Below are 18,012 nucleotides of genomic sequence, written 5' to 3' on the forward strand. Positions count from 1 at the left end.
GCGGCCGACCGGGCGCCTGGTCCCGGCCCGCCGGGCAGGCGCCTCCGGCTTCCTCACAGCTCCCGCAGCGCGGGCAGCAGCTTCGTCTCCGCCCAGTCCAGGAAGGGTTCCTGATGGTCGCCCCCGATCTGGACGAGGGCCACCTCGGTGAACCCCGCCTCGACGTAGGGGCGGACGGCCTCGACGAAGGCGTCCACGTCGTCGCCGCAGGGGATGACCTCGGCGACGTCCTCGGGGCGGGTGTGCGCGGTGGCTCCGGCGAAGCCCGCCGGGCCGGGCAGCTCGGCGTTGACCTCCCAGCCACCGAGGGCCCATCGGAACTGCTCGTGCGCCCGGTCGACGGCCGACGCGCGGTCGGGGTCGTAGCAGACCGGAAGCTGGCCGACGCACGGTCTGCCGGCGCCGCCGTGCGTCGCGAACGCCTGGATCAGCCCGCCCTTCGGCTCGGTGGAGACCAGCACGTCCGCGCGGCGGCCGGCGATCTCACAGGACCGCTCTCCGGACACGGCGATGCCGATCGGAGGCGGGGTGGGGGGAAGATCCCAGAGTCTGGCGTTCTCGACGTCGAAGTGCGTGCCGTGATGAGTGACGTACCCGCCGCCGAACAGCTCGCGAATGATGCCGACGGCCTCGTCGAGCATCTCCAGGCGGATGTGGGCGGCCGGCCAGCCGGAGCCGACGATGTGTTCGTTCAGGTTCTCGCCGGAACCGAGGCCGAGCCGGAAGCGGCCCTCGCTGAGGAGCTGCATCGTGGCGGCCTTCTGCGCGATCACCGCCGGGTGGTAGCGGAAGGTCGGACACGTCACGAACGTCATGAGCGGGATCCGCGAGGTCGCCTGCGCCGCCGCGCCCAGGACGCTCCACGCGTACGGCGCGTGCCCCTGGGAACCGAGCCAGGGGAACGCGTGATCGGAGATCACGGAGAAGTCGAAACCCGCGCGCTCCGCTCCGACGACGTGGGACACCAGCTCCCCGGGCCCTGCCTGCTCGGTCATCATGGTGTAGCCGATGCGTACCATATGGCGCTGCTTGCCGGAATCGCCCCCCTGAAACCCGCTGTCTTCCGTGACGCGCAGCCGTCGAGGATCGCCTGGGCCGCCTGTCCGTTCAGGGGCGGAGAAGGGTCTTGATCATGCCGTCTTCCTTCGCCTGGAACATCGCGTAGGCGCGCGGCGCCTCCTCCAGGGGCATGACGTGCGTGGCGAAGCCTTCCACTCCCAGCGGATCGCTGTCGTCGAGCAGGGGCAGAATCTCGTCCACCCAGGCCAGGACGTTCGCCTGCCCCATGCGCAGCTGGATCTGCTTGTCGAACATGGTCATCAGGGGCATGGGATCCGCGGCCCCTCCGTAGACGCCGGAGACGGACACCGTGCCGCCGCGCCGCACCAGGTCGATCGCCGTGTGCAGAGCGGGCAGGCGGTCGACGCCGGCATGTTCCATGAGGGGACGGGCCAGGACGTCCGGCAGCAACGCCGTGACCCGTTGTGCGGCCGCGGCCAGGGGCGCTCCGTGGGCTTCCATGCCCACCGCGTCGATGACCGAGTCCGCCCCCCGGCCGTCCGTCAGGTTCCGCACCTCGGTGGCGAGCCGCTTTCCGTGCCCGGTGAGGTCGAGCGTGCGCACGCCGGCCTCTCTCGCCCGCTGCAGACGGGCGGGGACGAGATCGACGCCGATGACGAGCCGGGCACCGCGGTGCAGGGCGATGCGCGCGGCCATCAGGCCGATCGGCCCCAGCCCGAGCACCGCGAGGGAGCCGCCAGGGGGGATGTCGGCGTACTCGACGGCCTGCCAGGCTGTCGGCAGTACGTCGGAGAGGTAGACGAACCGCTCGTCGGGCGGGCCTTTCGGCACCTTGACGGGCAGGGTGTCCCCGTAGGGCACGCGCAGGTACTCGGCCTGGCCGCCGGGGACTTGGCCGTACAGCTTCGTGTAGCCGAAGAGCGACGCGCCCTTGTCGTACTCACGTACCTGGGTCGTCTCGCACTGGGAGTGAAGACCCTGGTCGCACATGAAACAGTGCCCGCAGGACACGTTGAACGGGACGACGACCCGGTCCCCGGTCTTGAGCGTGGACACCTCCGGTCCGACCGCCTCGACCAGGCCCATCGCCTCGTGCCCGAGGATGTCGCCGGGTTCCAGGTAGGCGCCCAGCAGGTTGTACAGGTGCAGGTCGGAGCCGCAGATACCGGTCGAGGTCACTTTGACGACGACATCCGAGGGATCCTTGATCGCGGGATCGGCCACCGACTCCACCCGGACGTCCCTCGTCCCCTGCCACGTCAGTGCGCGCATGACCTGTCTCCTCCTTACGCGCTCGGCACCGCGAGAGGATCGGAGGGGGCCTCCTTCTTCGCCGCCTCCATCTTCTCGCCGAGCTCGACGCTCTCCAGGACGTGGTCCTTGGCGTCGGGTGCGGCTTCGCGCGCCGCCGGGTAGAGGACGCGTTCCTCGATCCGCGCATGGGTCGTCAGTTCGCGGACGACCTCGTCGGAGATCTCGCGCTTGCGACGGTGTTCGGTGTCGCCCGCCTTCTCGTACTCCTTGAACAGTCGCTCCACCGTCTTGTGGTCCGCCCGGAGCAGGACGATCCCGTCCATGGGACACTCCCTTGCTCGGTTCGCACGCGTGGATGCCGCGTGGTGCTACCAGTAGTGGCGTCGGCCTCCTACCTCGTGTCCCACGGCTCCGAGGATCCACAGGACGGCGCCGACGATGACCAGGATCATCCCGATGGTCCACAGAATGGATATACCGGCGACGAGTCCGATGATGAGCAGGATGACTCCGACAAGGATCATGGCTTACCTCAGTCTCTGGAAGGGCCGGACTCGCGCTGAGTCCGGCGGCGCCCACGGGCGGCGGGGCAGATGTCCCGTCAGCCACGAACGGCGCCTACCCCCATCCGGCGGCCGTATGGGTTCCCGGCGGCGGTTTCCCTGCTTCGTCGCGGGCCCGGGACGCCGCCAGGTCCGTTCCTCCGGGGTGCCGGAGAGCGGCACACGCGCCAGCCTGGGGGGAGCCCCGTCAGACATGGGAAGCGACTTGGAGGGTCTCCTCGGTGGACCGACCTCGACTGTCCCGCCTGCGCCGGTGGCCCGGGCGTGTGAAGGAGGGTGCCGCGGCGCTCCGCGAGCGTCGGGTGCGGCTCCAGGCCCAACGGGACGCGGAGGACCATCAGGCGTGGGAGGACTCGCTTCCCCCGGAAGGGCGACGCGAGGGCGATCCCCCGGCGCGTGGGCCGGCCGCGTCCGTGCCGTGGCCGGTGCGGGTGGCCGCGGAGGCCGGCTGGCGGTTCCTGGTGCTCGCCGCCACCCTGTGGGTGCTGATGCGGGTCATCGGGGAGGTACGCCTGGTCGTGCTCGCCTTCGTCGTGGCGCTCCTGGTCACCGCGCTGCTCCAGCCGACGGTGGCCCGGCTGCACCGAAGCGGCCTCTCCCGGGGGCCTGCGACAGCACTGACGGCGACGTGCGGGTTCGTACTGCTCGGACTGGTCGGCTGGTTCGTCGTCTGGCAGGTGCTGGACAACCTCGGCGACCTCTCCGATCGCGTTCAGGAAGGCATCGACGAACTCAAGCAGTGGCTGATCAACAGCCCGCTCCACGTCACGGAGCAACAGATCAACGACATCGCCGACAACTTGAGCGACAGCATCGGCACGAGCACGGGTGAACTCGCCTCCACCGGCCTCCAAGGCGTGTCCGTGCTCGTGGAGGTGATCACCGGGCTGCTCCTTGCCATGTTCGCCACCCTCTTCCTCCTGTACGACGGCAAGCGCATCTGGATGTGGACCCTCAAGCTGGTCCCCGCCGGAGCTCGCCCCGGCGTCGCGGGCGCGGGTCCGCGCGCCTGGCGGACGCTGACCGCCTACGTGCGCGGCACCATGATCGTTGCCATGATCGACGCGGTCTTCATCGGACTGGGCATCTACTTCCTCGGCGTACCGCTGGCCGTCCCCATCGGCGTGGTGATCTTCCTGTCGTCCTTCGTGCCCCTCGTCGGTGCCGTCGTCTCCGGGGCGCTCGCGGTCGTCGTGGCTCTCGTCACCGAGGGGGTCTTCACCGCGCTGATGGCACTGATGGTCGTCCTCGTGGTGCAGCAGATCGAGGGACACGTGCTCCAGCCGTTCATCCTCGGCCGCGCCGTCCGGGTCCATCCGCTGGCCGTCGTCCTCGCCGTCGCCACGGGCGGCACCGTCGCGGGAATCGGCGGTGCCGTCGTGGCGGTACCCCTCGTCGCCGTCGGCAACACCGTCGTCGGGTACCTCCGCGCCCATCCCGACGGAGGCGACGCGGAAGCAGCGGAGCGGTGACCGTTCCGCGGCCTCGTGCCTCCCGCGTCGCCGTCGGCCTCAGCCCCGCCCGGAGCGTGAGCGCGGTCTACCGTCGTGGAGTGGGAACGAGGCGCAGCAGCCCGTGGAGGACGGCGTCGACGGTGTCCTGTGCGGGCTCGTCCGTCACGTGGGTGAGCAGGCGGGCCAGGGCGCGCAGCAGATGGGGCGAGGCCATCACACGGGGGTGCAGGACCGGCCGGAAGCCGTAACGGGAGAAGACCAGATCGCCGACGACGTTGCCCAGCCGGTAGTAGCGCGCCCAACGGCGCTGGATCTCGACCGGGTGCTGGTGCAGCGCGTGTTCCCGGCGTGGCCCGGCCGGCCGGGCCAGCGCCAGGGCGATGATGTCCGCCGCCACCTCGGCGGCCTCCATCGCCTGGGCGATGCCCTCGCCGCTCCAGGGACTGACCATGCCGGCGCTGTCGCCCACGAGCAGCACGCCACGCCCGTACTGCGGACGTCGGTTCAGTCCCATGGGCAGCGGCGCGCTGCGCAAGGGGGAGTCGGCGTTCTCTTCGCACACCCCCCAGTCCTCGGGCAGTCGGGGCAGCCAGTGCTCCAGCGCGGCCCGCAGGTCGACCGGTCTGCGCCGCCGTTGCTGCGGCAGCGCGCCGAGGCCCACGTTGACGCGCCCGTCTCCCAGGGGGAACACCCATCCGTATCCGGGCAGATCCCGTCCGGTACGAGGACAGCGCAGATCGGCCCAGAGCTCCAGGTAGGGGTCGTGCGTCCGGGCCTCGCTGCGCTAGTACCGGCGGGCAGCCGCCGCGACGGGTCTCCTGTTGTCCCGTTCGAACCCCAGGCCGAGAGCCGTGCGTGCCGAGGCTCCGTCGGCCGCGACCACCAGAGGGGCGCGATAGCGGACCGGTTCCTGGCCGGCTCCGCGAGTGGCGGAGACGCCGATAACGCGTCCTGCCCGGTCGGTCAGAGGTCCCGTCACCTTCACGCGGGTGCGCAGGCGCGCGCCGGTGGAGCTCGCGTGAGAGGCGAGCAGGTCGTCGAAGTCGTGTCGGCTGCGGGTGAGTCCGAAGTCGGGGGGAGCGCGCCCAGGCGCGGCCAGTCCAGCTCGGCTTCGAGGCCGCCGCAGACCCAGCGCATTCCCTTGTTGCGCATCCAGCCCGGTGCGTCGATGTCGATGCCCATCCGTACCAGCTGGTGGACGGCGCGGGGTGTCAGCCCGTCGCCGCAGACCTTCTCCCGGGGGAAGCCGCTCTTCTCCAGGAGCAGCACGTCCACACCGGCTCGCGCGAGGTGCGCCGCGGCGGCGGAACCCGCCGGTCCCGCACCCACCACGATGACCTGTGCCTCCTCGCCGCCGACGCCGTCGGGGCCGCTGCCGGCGTCGCGGTCGCTACCGGCCTCGTCACTTTTGGTGATCACTCCACCACTATGCCCCCGGCCGGGGCCGCCAGAACGTGTGGCACGGCCGAACCGGCCGTCGCTTCACACGCGCTCTCCCCGACTCGGTCTCCGGGAGGGCGCGTTGTCCGTCCGGGCCCCGGCCGGTCTCCCGGCCGGGGCCGCCTGCTGGAGGGGTGCCCCTCCAGGCGGGGCGACGTGTCAGGGCCTGCGGGCGTGGAGGACGTGGGCGCCCAGCGCGAGGGGGGTGTGGCCCACGAGTTCGAGGCCGTGCTCTTCGAGCAGCCGGCCGTAGTGGTCGGCCGTGCGCTCGCGGCCTCCGGTGTTGCACATCATGTGGAGGTCCCACGCCGTGGCGAGCGAGGGATCGGCGCCGGCGGGCAGAAGTCGTTCGACGACGAGGAGGTCCGCCTGCCGGGGCATCGCCTCGGCGCAGTGACCCAGGATGCTCCGGCACCGGTCGTCGTCCCAGTCGTGCAGGACACGGGAGAGGATGTAGACGTCGCCGCCCGGAGGTACGTCCGCGAAGTCGCCCGCCCGGTAGTCGCACCGCCCGCCGACACCGGTGGCGTCCAGGTACGTGCGCGCCGCCGCGAGGACCTGAGGCCGTTCGAGGAGTACGCCCCGCAGGGTCGGGTGGGCGGTCAGGATGCGGCCGAGCAGCTCTCCGGTGCCGCCCGCGACGTCGACCACGGTGCGAGGGCGGCCGGAGACGGTGGCGGCGGTGAGGACCGGGTGCGAGGGGAGAGGATCGAACATGGCCGCGCTCGACGCCATCGACCGGTCGAAGAGGGCGGCGAGTTCGGGGTCGCGGGCGAAGTGGTCGAAGTGGTTCTCGCCGTAGAGGTACTCGAAGCCCGGCTCTCCGCTGCGTACGGTGTGGGTCAGGTGGGCGAAGGACTGGTAGAAGGGACCGCCGTACATCAGGGCCAGAGGCCGCATCGAGCCCGGGGCCTCCGGGTCCAGGAGCGCGCCGACATCTGTGAGGCGGTATCCGTCGGGGCCTTCGGCGACCACGCCCAGCATGGCGAGGTACCGCAGCAGGGTCATCACGCTCTGCGGGTGGGCCCCGACGGCCCGGGCCAGCTGCGAACCGTCGACCCCGGTATGGCGGTTCATGGCCTCCGGCAGCCCCAGCCGCGCGCACGCAGCCAGCGCCTGGGTGGTCCAGGCACCCGTCAGCAGCCACAGGAGCCTTTCCGCCGGCTGCGGTTCGCCCAGCCCGCGCGTGTGCCCCGCAGCGGTGAGGGGCCGGGCGAGGTGCTCGGCCAGAACGTCACGGTGGTCTCCGCTCGCGTACAGCTCGACGCGCCGGTAGGCGGTCTTCGTGTCGGCGGGGGCCGTGAAGTAGAACACGGTGCCGTCCTCGTGCGGGTTGTAGCCACCTCCGTCGGCAGCCGCACCGTGCCGCCCGAAGCTCGCCAACAGCCCGCGCAGCACCAGCGGTTCCGGCCGCGCGACGTCGAACGCGAGGTGCGCCTCGAGTTCCAGGCGGCGCTCCTCGGCGGCGATCACGGACAGGCCGGACCCCGGCGGCACGGTCAGCGCGAACACCTCGACCGCGCGTGGTTCTTCGGCGGGACCGCGGACCACCGGACGGAGAATCCTTACGTCAAGATCCGCCGGATCGCGGCGATGGCGTGCGGCCAGGCGCTCGCGCACGACGACACTGGGCTGCGTCTGCGTGTCGGCGGGCAGCCCGCACGCCGCGAGGTCCGCGCGCAGCGCGTGCTCGTCGGGCGGGAACACGAGCACGGCCGCGTGCGCGAACCGACACCGGTCCGTCAGCGCGCGCAGTTCGGGGCCGTCGAGGCCGGGCAGCACGCGTGACAGCAGGACGGACGTGTCCTGCTCGCGGACGAATCCGGCTGTCGCGCTCAGCCGCTCCCCGTCGTCTCCGGCGTGCGCCGGCGGCGCGGGTGCCGGGATCGCGGGTGCCGGCGGCGCGGACGTCGGGATCGCGGGTGCCGGCGGCGCGGGCGTCGGGATCGCGGGCATGGTGAAGGGATGTTCGGGATGCATTCCCTGTCCGTGTGTGAAGGAGGAAGCCCGGGCCGGCCACCGGAGCACGCCGTGCACGCGCACGGTCGGCCCAGGGCCCGGCCCGGAACGGGACGAAGAGAGAGAAGAAGGGGTCGGTCAGATGCCGACGTAGTTCTCGGCGAACCAGTCCTGCTGGGTGCGCGAGGTGCGCAGCGAGTCGATCCGGGACTGGCGCAGACGCTCCCGGAAGAGGGAGGGGCCGTCGGATTCCTGGGCGCCGCCGTGCAGGAGGCGGATCATCCAGTGCGAGAACTCCTGTGCCCGCCAGATGTGGGCGAGGCACCGCGCCGAGTAGGAGGCGAGCGGCTCCGGGTCGCCGTGGGCGAGGTCGTCGGTCAGAGCCCGGGCCAGGATCTCCGCCTCCAGCACCGCGAGGTTCGCGCCCTTCGCGGCGGACGGGCTGATGAGAGCGGCGGCGTCGCCCACCAGGAACAGCGAGCCGTGGCGCAGCGGTTCGAGCACGTCGGACTCGAGGTCGACGACGGCGCGCTGGACGACCCGGCCGCGCAGCAGGGGTCCGTACTCGGTGGCGCGCATACGCAGTTCGAGCTCGTCCCAGACGCGGTCCTGGCTCCAGGCGTCCGCCCGGGTCCCGCGGTCGCACTGCAGGTAGTAGCGGGTGATCTCGGTGGAGCGGGCCATGTGCCCGGCGAAGCCGCGCGGGTGGATCGCGTAGCCCACGGCGTCCAGGCTCGGCGGTGCCTCGGCGAGCAGGCCCAGCCAGGACACCCCGTGGTCTCGGTGGTGGCGCTGGACCGCGCCGGGAGGAAGCGAGCGCCGCCCCGCCCCGTGGCGCCCGTCGCAGGCGGCGACGTACCGTGCCCGCCACCGTCCGGGGCGCCCGTCCTCCTCCCGTACGGTCACCGTGGGCGCAGGGCCGTCCGCGTCGGACACCGCGACCGCCTCGGTCTCGAAACGGATCCGTCCCCCGGTGTCGGTGAACCGGACCAGCAGATCGGTGACCAGCTCGTGCTGCGGGTAGACGGTGTGCGGCTCACCCCGGCCGAGCCCCCGGTAGTCCAGGCGGAACCGGCCGTCCTCGGTACGGAACTCACAGACGCTGTGCTCCTGTCCGCGTCGGCGCAGTCCCCCGTCCAGGCCGTTGCGTTCCAGGATCCGCACGGTGTTCGCGGCGAGGAAGCCCGCCCGTGCCCGGTTCTCGACGTGATCACGACCGGCACGTTCGAGCACGGCACAGTCGATACCACGGCGAAGTAAGAGGTTCCCCAGCACCAGGCCGGCAGGGCCGGCCCCGAGGATGACCACATCGGCCGAGTCCTGACCGGACCGGGCGTACTGACTCTCTGTCACAACAGTTGATCATAGGCACCGGGAATGCGAGCACAGGCAGATATCACCCGAATGCACTACATCACGGGAAAAGGATTCTGCCGAGGCGAGGCCGCCCCACGTGCGCCGGGCGGGTCCTCCTTACCCCTCGGGGAGAGCGGCATGCCGATGATCCATGTCACTGTCGTGGGATCTTCAGAAGGCCACCGCGCGCCCTTAGCGTTGCCGAATCAGGCCGGACGCGACGCGGGCGGGTCCCGATCCCAGGGCACCACGTGCGCGGGGACGCGTCGGCGATCCGTTGTGCTCATCACCGGCAGGGTGAAGGGATCAGGATGTTCCGCAAGGTACTGGTGGCCAATCGCGGGGAGATCGCGATTCGCGCGTTCCGCGCCGGCTACGAATTGGGTGCGCGCACGGTGGCCGTCTTCCCCCACGAGGACCGCAACTCTCTGCACCGGCTGAAGGCGGACGAGGCGTACGAGATCGGTGAGCCCGGACATCCGGTGCGGGCCTACCTCTCCGTGGAGGAGATCATCCGGGCGGCCCGCAAGGCCGGTGCCGACGCGGTCTACCCGGGTTACGGATTCCTCTCCGAGAACCCGGATCTGGCGCGCGCCTGCGAGGAGGCGGGCATCACGTTCGTCGGCCCGAGCGTGCAGACCCTGGAGCTGACCGGGAACAAGGCGCGTGCCGTGGCCGCAGCCCGGGAGGCGGGCGTACCCGTACTCGGTTCCTCGGCGCCCTCCACCGACGTGGACGAACTGGTCGCGGCCGCCGAGGGGATCGGCTTCCCTGTGTTCGTCAAGGCCGTCGCCGGCGGCGGCGGCCGCGGCATGCGGCGGGTCGAGGACCCGGCGACGCTGCGCGAGTCCATCGAGGCGGCGGCCCGCGAGGCAGAGTCCGCCTTCGGCGACGCGACCGTCTTCCTGGAGAGGGCCGTCGTCGACCCGCGCCACATCGAGGTGCAGATCCTCGCCGACGGCGAGGGCAACGTCATCCATCTGTTCGAGCGCGACTGCTCGGTGCAGCGGCGCCACCAGAAGGTGATCGAGCTCGCACCCGCCCCGAACCTCGACCCGGTGGTGCGGCAGCGCATCTGTGACGACGCCGTGCGGTTCGCCCGCCGGATCGGCTACCGCAACGCGGGCACCGTGGAGTTCCTCCTCGACCGCGACGGCAACCACGTCTTCATCGAGATGAATCCGCGCATCCAGGTCGAGCACACGGTGACCGAGGAGGTCACCGACATCGACCTCGTCCAGTCGCAGTTGCGCATCGCCTCCGGCGAGACCCTCGACGACCTCGGCCTGGCCCAGGAGTCCGTCGTCCTGCGCGGTGCCGCGCTGCAGTGCCGGATCACCACCGAGGACCCCGCGAACGGGTTCCGCCCGGACACCGGCATGATCAGCGCGTACCGCTCTCCGGGAGGCTCCGGCATCCGCCTCGACGGTGGGACCACCCACGCCGGTACGGAGGTCAGTGCCCACTTCGACTCGATGCTGGTCAAGCTGACCTGCCGGGGACGGGACTTCCGTACCGCCGTCGACCGGGCCCGGCGCGCGGTGGCCGAGTTCCGTATCCGCGGCGTGTCCACGAACATCCCGTTCCTGCAGGCCGTGCTCGACGACGCGGACTTCCAGGCGGGACACGTCACGACGGCCTTCATCGAGCAGCGCCCGCACCTGCTCACCTCACGCCACTCGGCCGACCGCGGCACGAAGCTGCTCACCTACCTCGCCGACGTCACCGTGAACAAGCCGCACGGCCCTCGGCCCGAGCTGATCTCCCCCGCGACCAAGCTGCCCGCGCTGCGCGCCGGCGAGCCGGCCGCCGGCTCACGGCAGAAGCTCCTCGCGCTCGGCCCGGAGGGCTTCGCGCGAAGCCTGCGCGAGTCGCCGACCATCGGTGTCACCGACACCACCTTCCGCGACGCCCACCAGTCGCTGCTCGCCACCCGGGTCCGGACCAAGGACCTCCTGGCCGTCGCCCCCGCCGTGGCGCACAACCTGCCGGAGCTGCTGTCGCTGGAGTGCTGGGGCGGCGCCACCTACGACGTCGCGCTGCGCTTCCTCGCCGAGGACCCGTGGGAGCGCCTCGCCGCCCTGCGCGAGGCCGTGCCGAACATCTGCCTGCAGATGCTCCTGCGGGGCCGCAACACCGTGGGGTACACCCCGTACCCGACGGAGGTGACCGACGCCTTCGTGCAGGAGGCCGCGGCCACCGGCATCGACATCTTCCGGATCTTCGACGCGCTCAACGACGTCGACCAGATGCGCCCCGCCATCGAGGCCGTACGGGAGACCGGCACCGCGGTGGCCGAGGTCGCCCTCTGCTACACCTCCGACCTCTCCGACCCGGCGGAGAAGCTGTACACGCTGGACTACTACCTGCGGCTGGCCGAGAAGATCGTCGCCGCGGGTGCGCACGTGCTGGCGGTCAAGGACATGGCCGGCCTGCTGCGCGCCCCCGCGGCGGCCACGCTTGTCTCCGCGCTGCGCAGGGAGTTCGACCTGCCGGTGCACCTCCACACCCATGACACAGCGGGCGGCCAGCTCGCCACGTATCTCGCGGCGATCCAGGCCGGGGCGGACGCGGTGGACGGCGCGGTGGCCTCCATGGCCGGCACGACCTCCCAGCCGTCGCTGTCGGCGATCGTGGCCGCGACCGACCACTCCGCCCGGCCCACCGGTCTCGACCTGCAGGCGGTCGGCGACCTGGAGCCGTACTGGGAGAGCGTCCGCAAGGTCTACGCCCCCTTCGAGGCGGGTCTCGACTCGCCGACCGGTCGCGTGTACCACCACGAGATTCCGGGCGGGCAGCTCTCCAACCTGCGTACGCAGGCGGTCGCGCTCGGCCTCGGTGACCGTTTCGAGGACGTCGAGTCGACGTACGCCGCCGCGGACCGGATGCTGGGTCGGCTGGTGAAGGTCACCCCTTCGTCGAAGGTGGTGGGCGACCTCGCGCTGCATCTCGTGGGCGCCGGGGTGGCGCCCGAGGACTTCGAGGCGGCGCCGAACCGCTTCGACATCCCCGACTCCGTCGTCGGCTTCCTCCACGGCGAGCTGGGCACGCCTCCCGGCGGCTGGCCGGAGCCGTTCCGCAGCAAGGCGCTGGAGGGCAGGGCCGGACCCAAGCCGATGCGGGAGCTGACCGCGGAGGACCGTACCGGCCTCGCCGAGGACCGGCGCGCGACGCTGAACCGGCTCCTGTTCCCCGGCCCGACGAAGGCGTACGAGGCGCACCGGCAGGCGTACGGCGACACCAGCGTGCTCGACAGCAAGGACTTCTTCTACGGGCTGCGCCCGGGCAAGGAGTACTCCGTCGACTTCGCGCCCGGTGTGCGGCTGCTCATCGCGCTGGAGGCCGTCGGCGAGGCCGACGAACGCGGTATGCGTACCGTCATGTCCACCTTGAACGGCCAACTGCGGCCGATCCAGGTGCGGGACAACGCGGCGGCCGCCGATCTCCCGGTGACCGAGAAGGCCGACAGGTCCGATCCCGGCCATGTCGCCGCGCCGTTCGCCGGTGTGGTGACGCTGGCCGTCGCCGAGGGCGACGCGGTCGAGGCCGGTGCGACGGTGGCCACCATCGAGGCGATGAAGATGGAGGCGTCGATCACCGCCCCGAGGAGCGGGCGGGTGTCCCGCCTGGCCATCACCAGGATCCAGCAGGTGGAGGGCGGCGACCTGCTCGTCGAGATCGGGTGACGCGGCGGGCGTGACGGCGCGCGCCCCCGTCGGCAGGCGGCCGGGACACGGTTCTCGTGTCCCGGCCGTCGTGCGTTCCCGGGCCTCCGCGCGGCATGGGTGGCCCCGTGGTCGGTGGGGTAGGTCGGTCGTGTCATCGGACGGGCCGAGAGCCACGGCGGCGTGGAGGAAGGCGGGGACACGTGCGGGACGCGGAGACGGGGCAGTCGCGGGGAGAGCCGGAGGCTCTGTCGGCTGCGGAGCTGTTCGACGGCCTTGGACCGGCCTACGAGGACGCCTTCGGCAGGCTGCCCGAACAGGCGGCCGCGATCGACTGGCTGGCGGAGCGACTCGGGCCGGGCGCACGGGTGCTCGACGTCGGCAGCGGTACGGGCCGGCCGGTGGCGGACCGGCTGGTCCGTGCGGGCTGCGAGGTCACCGGGATCGATGTCTCCGGGACGATGGTGGAACTGGCGCGGACGCGGGTTCCGGGGGCGTCGTTCGAGCAGGCGGACGTGCGGACGTACCAGGCTCCGGAAGGGGCGTTCGACGCCGTGTGCGCCTTCTTCCCGCTGCTGATGATGAGCCGGGCGGAGGCGGGCGCGGCCCTGGAGAGGATGGCCGGCTGGCTGGCGCCCGGCGGCTACCTGGTGTCGGCCACGGTGCCTGCCGACGTGGAGGGCGTGCGGATCGAGTGGATGGGGCGCGGGGTCGAGGTCTCCAGCTTCTCCGCGCCCGAGTATCTGCGCCGCCTCCGGGAGGAGTGCGGCCTGCGGGTGCTGCACCACGAGATCTCCCGCTTCCGGCCCGAGGGTGACCTCGCGGAACCGGAGGAGCACCTCTTCTGCTACGCCCGTCGGCCCGAGGACGCGCACGGGGGCGCCGGCGCGTCCTGAGGCGCTCTTCGACCCGGCGACACCCGGTTCCAGGTGCTGCTGCCGCTGACCGCCGCCGAGGAGCCCACATGACCGAGATCGACGGAATCGCCCCGCCCGTCCCGTCCTGCCGAGCGGCACCGGCTGCCCGGACTGCGAGGCGCTGACGCCCGGCTCGCTCACGGCCGGTTCCCCGAGGCCCGCGCACACCGTGCGCGGGCCTCAGGCGTAGGTGACGGTCACCTTCTCGAAGCCGAGGGCGCCGAGCAGCCCCTGGAGCATCGCGGCGGTGTTGCGCTCGGCTCGGCTCGTGAGGTCGCTCTCCCGTGCGGCCTCAGCGATGTGCTGGGCGGCGAGACGGTGTACGGCGGTCTCGCCGGCGGGGTTGTCGGAGAAGAGGTCGCCCAGCCGGTCGAGGAGCCCTCGCTGCTTCGAGACGGTGTAGGACCGCTCGGGGTCGAGGGCGGGGCCGCCGAGCCGCGCGTGGGGCAGGCGCAGGGTGGCGGTCGTACGTTCCTCGTCGACGGTGACGGCGTCGGCGCGAAGACCGGAGAGGTCGACGTACGAGCCGACGCTGCCGTACGCCACGTACAGGGTGCGGGTGCCGCGGATCGCGTCCGGCAGGAACCGGGCGTCCTTCTCCAGGTCCACCACGACCTGGTAGGTGCCGAGAGCGCCTTCGTGGCGGTTCATGTCCTGGATCGACTTCAGCACGGCCGGTCCCGAGCGGTCCTTGCTCTCGGTCCCGAACAGACCTCCCAGGCCCGGAAGTTGGACGAGCCGCCCCAGCAGGACAGAGGTCAGGGCCAGGGCGAGGAGTACGGCGGCGACGGCGGGCCACCTTCGGGCGCCACGATCACGTCCACGTGGCGACGGTACGCGCGAGGGTCTGGTCTCTGTGTCGTCTCGCATAGGAGTCTGGTGCCCTCCGCGCGCGCGGTCATTCCGAACAGCGGCCCGAATGGAGCCGGTTGAGGCTGGTGTGGCCCGTGCGGCCGATCTCCCCTCCCCCGGGGTCCGCAGGCCGGCCTCCCGGATTGCCCGACCGGGTCCCGGGTAACCGGGTTCAGCCGGAGAAGGCTCTGCGAGGAGGGGACGGACATGAAGACGTGGAGAGCCGTGCGGGTCGGCAAGGCGGCGGCGGAGAGCCACGATGCCCGGGTGACGCCACCCGAGGAGGAGACGCGGCGCGGACCGGGCCGGGTGGTCCGGGCGCTGGTGGCGCTGGTGGCCCTCGTGGGGATGGTCGCGTTCGCGATCGTGCTGGCCCGGCTCACGCTGAACGCGTCTCCCGCATCCGTGCCCCTCACCCACAGCAACCTGACGCCGGGCAGTTCGATCCGCGCGTACCTCCAGCAGCCGGGCTTCGTGGACACGGTCAAGCAGCTCGGCGGCAACGTGGCGCTCGGCGTGCCGTTCGGCATCCTCCTGCCGCTGCTCTCGCGCAGGACCCGCGGCCCGCTGCGCGTGTGCCTGCTCGCGGTCGGGACGATGCTGCTCGTCGAACTGGTCCAGGGCGCTCTCATCACGGGACGCGCCTTCGACATCGACGACGTCCTCCTCAACACCGCCGGCGCGCTTCTCGGCTACCTCCTCGTCGGTCGCCGTCTGGGCCGTGCCGTCCACCCCCGCCCCCGCCGCCGGTGGTGGCCCCGTCGCGCCGGACGGGGCGCCTCCCCGATCGTGAGGTCGCACCTCCGGGCCGACGTGGACTGAACACCGGGCGTCGGCCGTACCGTCGCGCCGCCGGGGTGTCAGTCCACGGGTTCGTCCATGGCGGAACCCTCCTCCCCCTCCTGGCCGGTGTCGTCGTCCTCGACGCCGTCCCGCCGTGCGGTGCCCGCCACGTCGGTGTGGGGCAGCTCGCTGTCGGGCCAGTCCGGTACCGGTATCGCCAGGGAGTCCTCCCCCTCCGCCGACTGCTGGTTCTGCGGGTCGCGGGGAAGCGGCTCCTCCGTCCGATCGGGATCGTCCGGAGTGCTCATGCTGCTCACCTTCCTCTGGCCGTGGTCCTTCGCGGTCGAGACGGACCGTCCCTTCGACTGCTCACCGATGTGGTGTCACGCAAACCTCGTCGTCGTCCCCGCCGAGCCGCCCCGGGTACGCGCGACGAGGACGAAGGTGACGCTGATCAAGAGGGCCCAGGCTCCGAACTTGGTGAGCGGTACGGGTTGCCAGCCGTCGAGTTGGTGGGGGTAGCTCCAGGCACCGACGTAGGTGGCCGCGTTCTCCGCGACCCAGAGGAAGAACCCGATCAGCGCGAAGGCCAGGGACAACGGCATTCGCTGACGGGAGGTACCCACCGTGAAGTGGACCCAGGTGCCGGCCGTCGCGGCGAGCAGCAGCAGGGCCAGGACCAGCCGTGCGTCCGGCAGCCAGTGGTGGGTGAAGAAGTTGAGGTAGACAGCGGCAGCGAGGGCGGCCATCAGGCGCGGCCGGTACCGGGAGAGCGACAGATCCATGATCTTCCACGCGCGACAGCAGTAACTGCCCACGGCGCTGTAGAGGAATCCGCCGTAGAGAGGAACTCCCGCGACCTTGGACAGGGCGTCCTCCGGGTAGCTCCACGAGCCCATGCGCACTTTGACGAGTTCGAAGAGCAGCCCCACGGCGTGGCAGCCCAGGATCACGGCGGTGTCCCGGGGGCCGTCCCAGCCGACCTTCCGGGCGAGGACCGTCAGGGCGACGCCGTAGATCAGGAGCAGGTCGTAGCGCGCGACCGGCAGATCGCCGGGTAGCAGCCGCGAGGCGCCGATACCCCCGACGAGGGTGACGGCGAAGGCGACGGCGCGCACCTGGTCGAGCCCGAAGCGCCAGAACTGGGCACACCCGTGGGCGATCCGCTGGAAGGTCATGCCCGAGCAGACTGCCGACCGGCAACCGTTGGTTCCGTCGTACATCCCGAACCGCGGTCGCTCCGGACATCGCGGATGGTTCTACGCGCGTCGTATTCACGTGCGGCATATCGGAAGACACCATTCGGAATCCTCCCCGTTGGAGCTATCACCACAACTGGTCTCCAGAAGGCCGAATACGCCCCTGAGCAGGAGAGAATTCCGGACGCACTGTCCAAAAAGATCAAGAGGAAAGATCCGTGCGACGAAGACTCTTCGGCATGACCGCCTCCGTGGCGGCCTTCGGGCTACTGGGATCCCTCGTCACCGCCTGCAGCTCGTCCGGTGACAGCGGGACGACGCTCCGCCTGGTGGCCCCCGAGTACGGCGACAGCCCGGCGACCAGCTCCAAGGCGTACTGGGACAAGCTGACCGCCGCCTTCACCGCGGCCCACCCCGACAAGAGGGTCGAGGTCACACTCTGCCCGTGGGCCGACGTCGACCGTGTGGTCACCCGCATGGTCGAGGAGGACGACGCCCCCGACGTGGCTCTGATGGGCGCGTACTCCGACTTCGCCGCGCAGGGCCGTCTCTACGCCGCCGGCGAGGTGATGTCGATCAAGACGGAGTCGAACTTCCTGCCGCCCCTCGCGGAGGCGGGCTCGGTCGACAACACCCTCTACGGCCTGCCCTTCGTGGCGAGCAGCCGGCTGCTCTTCTACAACCAGGAGCTCTTCGACGAGGCCGGAGCCAAGCCACCGAAGACCTGGTCGGACCTGAAGGAGGCGGCCGAGGCGCTGAAGAAGGAGGGCGTGCTGTACCCGTACGCCCTGCCGCTCGGCCCCGAGGAGGCGCACGCCGAAGCCCTGATCTGGGAACTGAGCAACGGCGGCGGCTACACCGACAGCACCGGCAGCTACAGCATCGCGTCCCAGCAGAACACGCAGACGTTCAGCTGGATCAGGGACAACCTGGTCACGCCTGCTCTGACCGGTCCGGTCCCGCCGGCCGAGCTCAACCGGCAGGACGCCTTCGCCGCCTTCCTGCGCGGCGACGTCGGCATGGTCAACGGCTACCCCTCGCTCCTCCACAAGGCGAGGGCGAAGGGCATGAAGGTCGGCACGCTGCGCATGCCCGTGTCGGACACGCTCAGCGAGGAGAAGACCCCGCCGACGGCGGGCGTCGCCGACTGGATGATGGCCTTCAAGCGCGACGGCAATCGCGAACTGGTCGGCTCTTTCCTGGACTTCGTCTACGAGGACAAGAACCTCAGCGAGTTCGCCGCGCGCTACCACCTGTTGCCGTCGACGGTGTCCGCCACCCAGGCGTCCCGGTACGCGGCGGCGGACCCCAGCGCCGAGCAGTTCCTGACCGCCCTGCGCACGGCCGAGCTCTACCCGGTCAACGAACCGTCCTGGCTGCAGGTCAGCAACACCATCAAGCGCAACATCGGCAAGGCCGTCGCACCGTCCGCCGACCCGAAGCTCGTCCTTGAGCAGATCGCCCAGCAGGCCCGGAACGTGTCGTAGCGGCGTCGACCTGACGCCCATCCCGTCGCCCGCACAGCACCCACAAGGTGCGCGGGGCGACGA

At 71.4% G+C, this 18,012-nt stretch carries 14 protein-coding genes and 1 pseudogene; 5 read left to right on the top strand and 10 right to left on the bottom strand.

Annotated elements, in window-relative coordinates:
- Positions 1 to 53 precede the first annotated feature (53 nt).
- The 4 genes from ACFUJR_RS29905 to ACFUJR_RS29920 all read right to left on the bottom strand — a co-directional run bounded on the left by ACFUJR_RS29905 (position 54) and on the right by ACFUJR_RS29920 (position 2,798).
- Complete coding sequence (locus ACFUJR_RS29905) at positions 54 to 1,019, bottom strand: LLM class F420-dependent oxidoreductase (RefSeq protein ID WP_383171543.1); 966 nt, start codon at positions 1,017 to 1,019, stop codon at positions 54 to 56.
- Between the two features lie 88 nt (positions 1,020 to 1,107).
- Positions 1,108 to 2,292, bottom strand: a complete 1,185-nt coding sequence (locus tag ACFUJR_RS29910) for an alcohol dehydrogenase catalytic domain-containing protein (protein ID WP_383171545.1) — start codon at positions 2,290 to 2,292, stop codon at positions 1,108 to 1,110.
- A 14-nt stretch (positions 2,293 to 2,306) separates the two neighbouring features.
- Positions 2,307 to 2,597 (bottom strand): hemerythrin domain-containing protein, encoded by a 291-nt coding sequence (locus ACFUJR_RS29915; RefSeq protein ID WP_383171547.1) that lies wholly within the window; start codon positions 2,595 to 2,597, stop codon positions 2,307 to 2,309.
- A 45-nt stretch (positions 2,598 to 2,642) separates the two neighbouring features.
- Entirely contained in the window at positions 2,643 to 2,798 is a 156-nt protein-coding gene (locus ACFUJR_RS29920) for a DUF6131 family protein (RefSeq protein ID WP_383171549.1), read from the bottom strand.
- A 260-nt stretch (positions 2,799 to 3,058) separates the two neighbouring features.
- Here ACFUJR_RS29920 and ACFUJR_RS29925 point away from each other — a divergent pair, with 260 nt between their 5' ends.
- Entirely contained in the window at positions 3,059 to 4,309 is a 1,251-nt protein-coding gene (locus ACFUJR_RS29925; RefSeq protein WP_383171551.1) for an AI-2E family transporter, read from the top strand.
- A gap of 67 nt (positions 4,310 to 4,376) precedes the next feature.
- Here the strand turns inward: ACFUJR_RS29925 and ACFUJR_RS29930 are convergent.
- The 3 genes and pseudogenes from ACFUJR_RS29930 to ACFUJR_RS29940 form a co-directional block, all read right to left on the bottom strand.
- Positions 4,377 to 5,707 (bottom strand): annotated as a pseudogene (locus tag ACFUJR_RS29930) (geranylgeranyl reductase family protein).
- A 183-nt stretch (positions 5,708 to 5,890) separates the two neighbouring features.
- Complete coding sequence (locus ACFUJR_RS29935; protein ID WP_383450923.1) at positions 5,891 to 7,687, bottom strand: methyltransferase; 1,797 nt, start codon at positions 7,685 to 7,687, stop codon at positions 5,891 to 5,893.
- Positions 7,688 to 7,828: 141 nt separating this feature from the next.
- Positions 7,829 to 9,043 (bottom strand): 4-hydroxybenzoate 3-monooxygenase, encoded by a 1,215-nt coding sequence (locus ACFUJR_RS29940; RefSeq protein WP_383171555.1) that lies wholly within the window; start codon positions 9,041 to 9,043, stop codon positions 7,829 to 7,831.
- A gap of 314 nt (positions 9,044 to 9,357) precedes the next feature.
- Here ACFUJR_RS29940 and ACFUJR_RS29945 point away from each other — a divergent pair, with 314 nt between their 5' ends.
- Positions 9,358 to 12,732, top strand: a complete 3,375-nt coding sequence (locus tag ACFUJR_RS29945) for a pyruvate carboxylase (RefSeq protein WP_383171557.1) — start codon at positions 9,358 to 9,360, stop codon at positions 12,730 to 12,732.
- Between the two features lie 182 nt (positions 12,733 to 12,914).
- The gene (locus ACFUJR_RS29950; protein ID WP_383171559.1) at positions 12,915 to 13,607 is read left to right on the top strand and encodes a class I SAM-dependent methyltransferase; all 693 of its coding nucleotides are present in this window, start codon (positions 12,915 to 12,917) and stop codon (positions 13,605 to 13,607) included.
- Between the two features lie 201 nt (positions 13,608 to 13,808).
- Here the strand turns inward: ACFUJR_RS29950 and ACFUJR_RS29955 are convergent, their stop codons facing one another.
- Positions 13,809 to 14,498 carry a DUF4230 domain-containing protein gene (locus ACFUJR_RS29955; RefSeq protein ID WP_383171561.1) on the bottom strand — a complete coding sequence of 230 codons (690 nt, stop codon included), beginning with the start codon at positions 14,496 to 14,498 and terminating at the stop codon, positions 13,809 to 13,811.
- Positions 14,499 to 14,687: 189 nt separating this feature from the next.
- On the opposite strand from ACFUJR_RS29955, the gene ACFUJR_RS29960 reads away from it, so the two are divergent.
- Positions 14,688 to 15,302 carry a VanZ family protein gene (locus ACFUJR_RS29960; RefSeq protein ID WP_383171563.1) on the top strand — a complete coding sequence of 205 codons (615 nt, stop codon included), beginning with the start codon at positions 14,688 to 14,690 and terminating at the stop codon, positions 15,300 to 15,302.
- Between the two features lie 38 nt (positions 15,303 to 15,340).
- On the opposite strand, the gene ACFUJR_RS29965 is transcribed toward ACFUJR_RS29960, so the two are convergent.
- Positions 15,341 to 15,571 (bottom strand): hypothetical protein, encoded by a 231-nt coding sequence (locus ACFUJR_RS29965; RefSeq protein ID WP_383171565.1) that lies wholly within the window; start codon positions 15,569 to 15,571, stop codon positions 15,341 to 15,343.
- Positions 15,572 to 15,646: 75 nt separating this feature from the next.
- A complete protein-coding gene (locus ACFUJR_RS29970; protein ID WP_383171567.1) occupies positions 15,647 to 16,441 on the bottom strand; it encodes a DUF817 domain-containing protein in 795 nt (264 codons plus the stop codon).
- A gap of 260 nt (positions 16,442 to 16,701) precedes the next feature.
- On the opposite strand from ACFUJR_RS29970, the gene ACFUJR_RS29975 reads away from it, so the two are divergent.
- The gene (locus ACFUJR_RS29975; RefSeq protein WP_383171569.1) at positions 16,702 to 17,949 is read left to right on the top strand and encodes an extracellular solute-binding protein; all 1,248 of its coding nucleotides are present in this window, start codon (positions 16,702 to 16,704) and stop codon (positions 17,947 to 17,949) included.
- Positions 17,950 to 18,012: the final 63 nt, after the last annotated feature.

The organism is Streptomyces sp. NPDC057271 (genome assembly GCF_042668715.1).
In the GTDB taxonomy this organism is placed as follows: Bacteria; Actinomycetota; Actinomycetes; order Streptomycetales; family Streptomycetaceae; genus Streptomyces.

Bases quoted from the DNA above. Each gene is read 5' to 3' on its own strand.
- ACFUJR_RS29905 (WP_383171543.1), bottom strand. From the start codon at position 1,019: ATGGTACGCATCGGCTACACCATGATGACCGAGCAGGCAGGGCCCGGG.
- ACFUJR_RS29910 (WP_383171545.1), bottom strand. From the start codon at position 2,292: ATGCGCGCACTGACGTGGCAGGGGACGAGGGACGTCCGGGTGGAGTCG.
- ACFUJR_RS29915 (WP_383171547.1), bottom strand. From the start codon at position 2,597: ATGGACGGGATCGTCCTGCTCCGGGCGGACCACAAGACGGTGGAGCGA.
- ACFUJR_RS29920 (WP_383171549.1), bottom strand. From the start codon at position 2,798: ATGATCCTTGTCGGAGTCATCCTGCTCATCATCGGACTCGTCGCCGGT.
- ACFUJR_RS29935 (WP_383450923.1), bottom strand. From the start codon at position 7,687: ATGCCCGCGATCCCGACGCCCGCGCCGCCGGCACCCGCGATCCCGACG.
- ACFUJR_RS29945 (WP_383171557.1), top strand. From the start codon at position 9,358: ATGTTCCGCAAGGTACTGGTGGCCAATCGCGGGGAGATCGCGATTCGC.
- ACFUJR_RS29955 (WP_383171561.1), bottom strand. From the start codon at position 14,498: ATGCGAGACGACACAGAGACCAGACCCTCGCGCGTACCGTCGCCACGT.
- ACFUJR_RS29960 (WP_383171563.1), top strand. From the start codon at position 14,688: ATGAAGACGTGGAGAGCCGTGCGGGTCGGCAAGGCGGCGGCGGAGAGC.
- ACFUJR_RS29965 (WP_383171565.1), bottom strand. From the start codon at position 15,571: ATGAGCACTCCGGACGATCCCGATCGGACGGAGGAGCCGCTTCCCCGC.
- ACFUJR_RS29970 (WP_383171567.1), bottom strand. From the start codon at position 16,441: ATGACCTTCCAGCGGATCGCCCACGGGTGTGCCCAGTTCTGGCGCTTC.
- ACFUJR_RS29975 (WP_383171569.1), top strand. From the start codon at position 16,702: ATGACCGCCTCCGTGGCGGCCTTCGGGCTACTGGGATCCCTCGTCACC.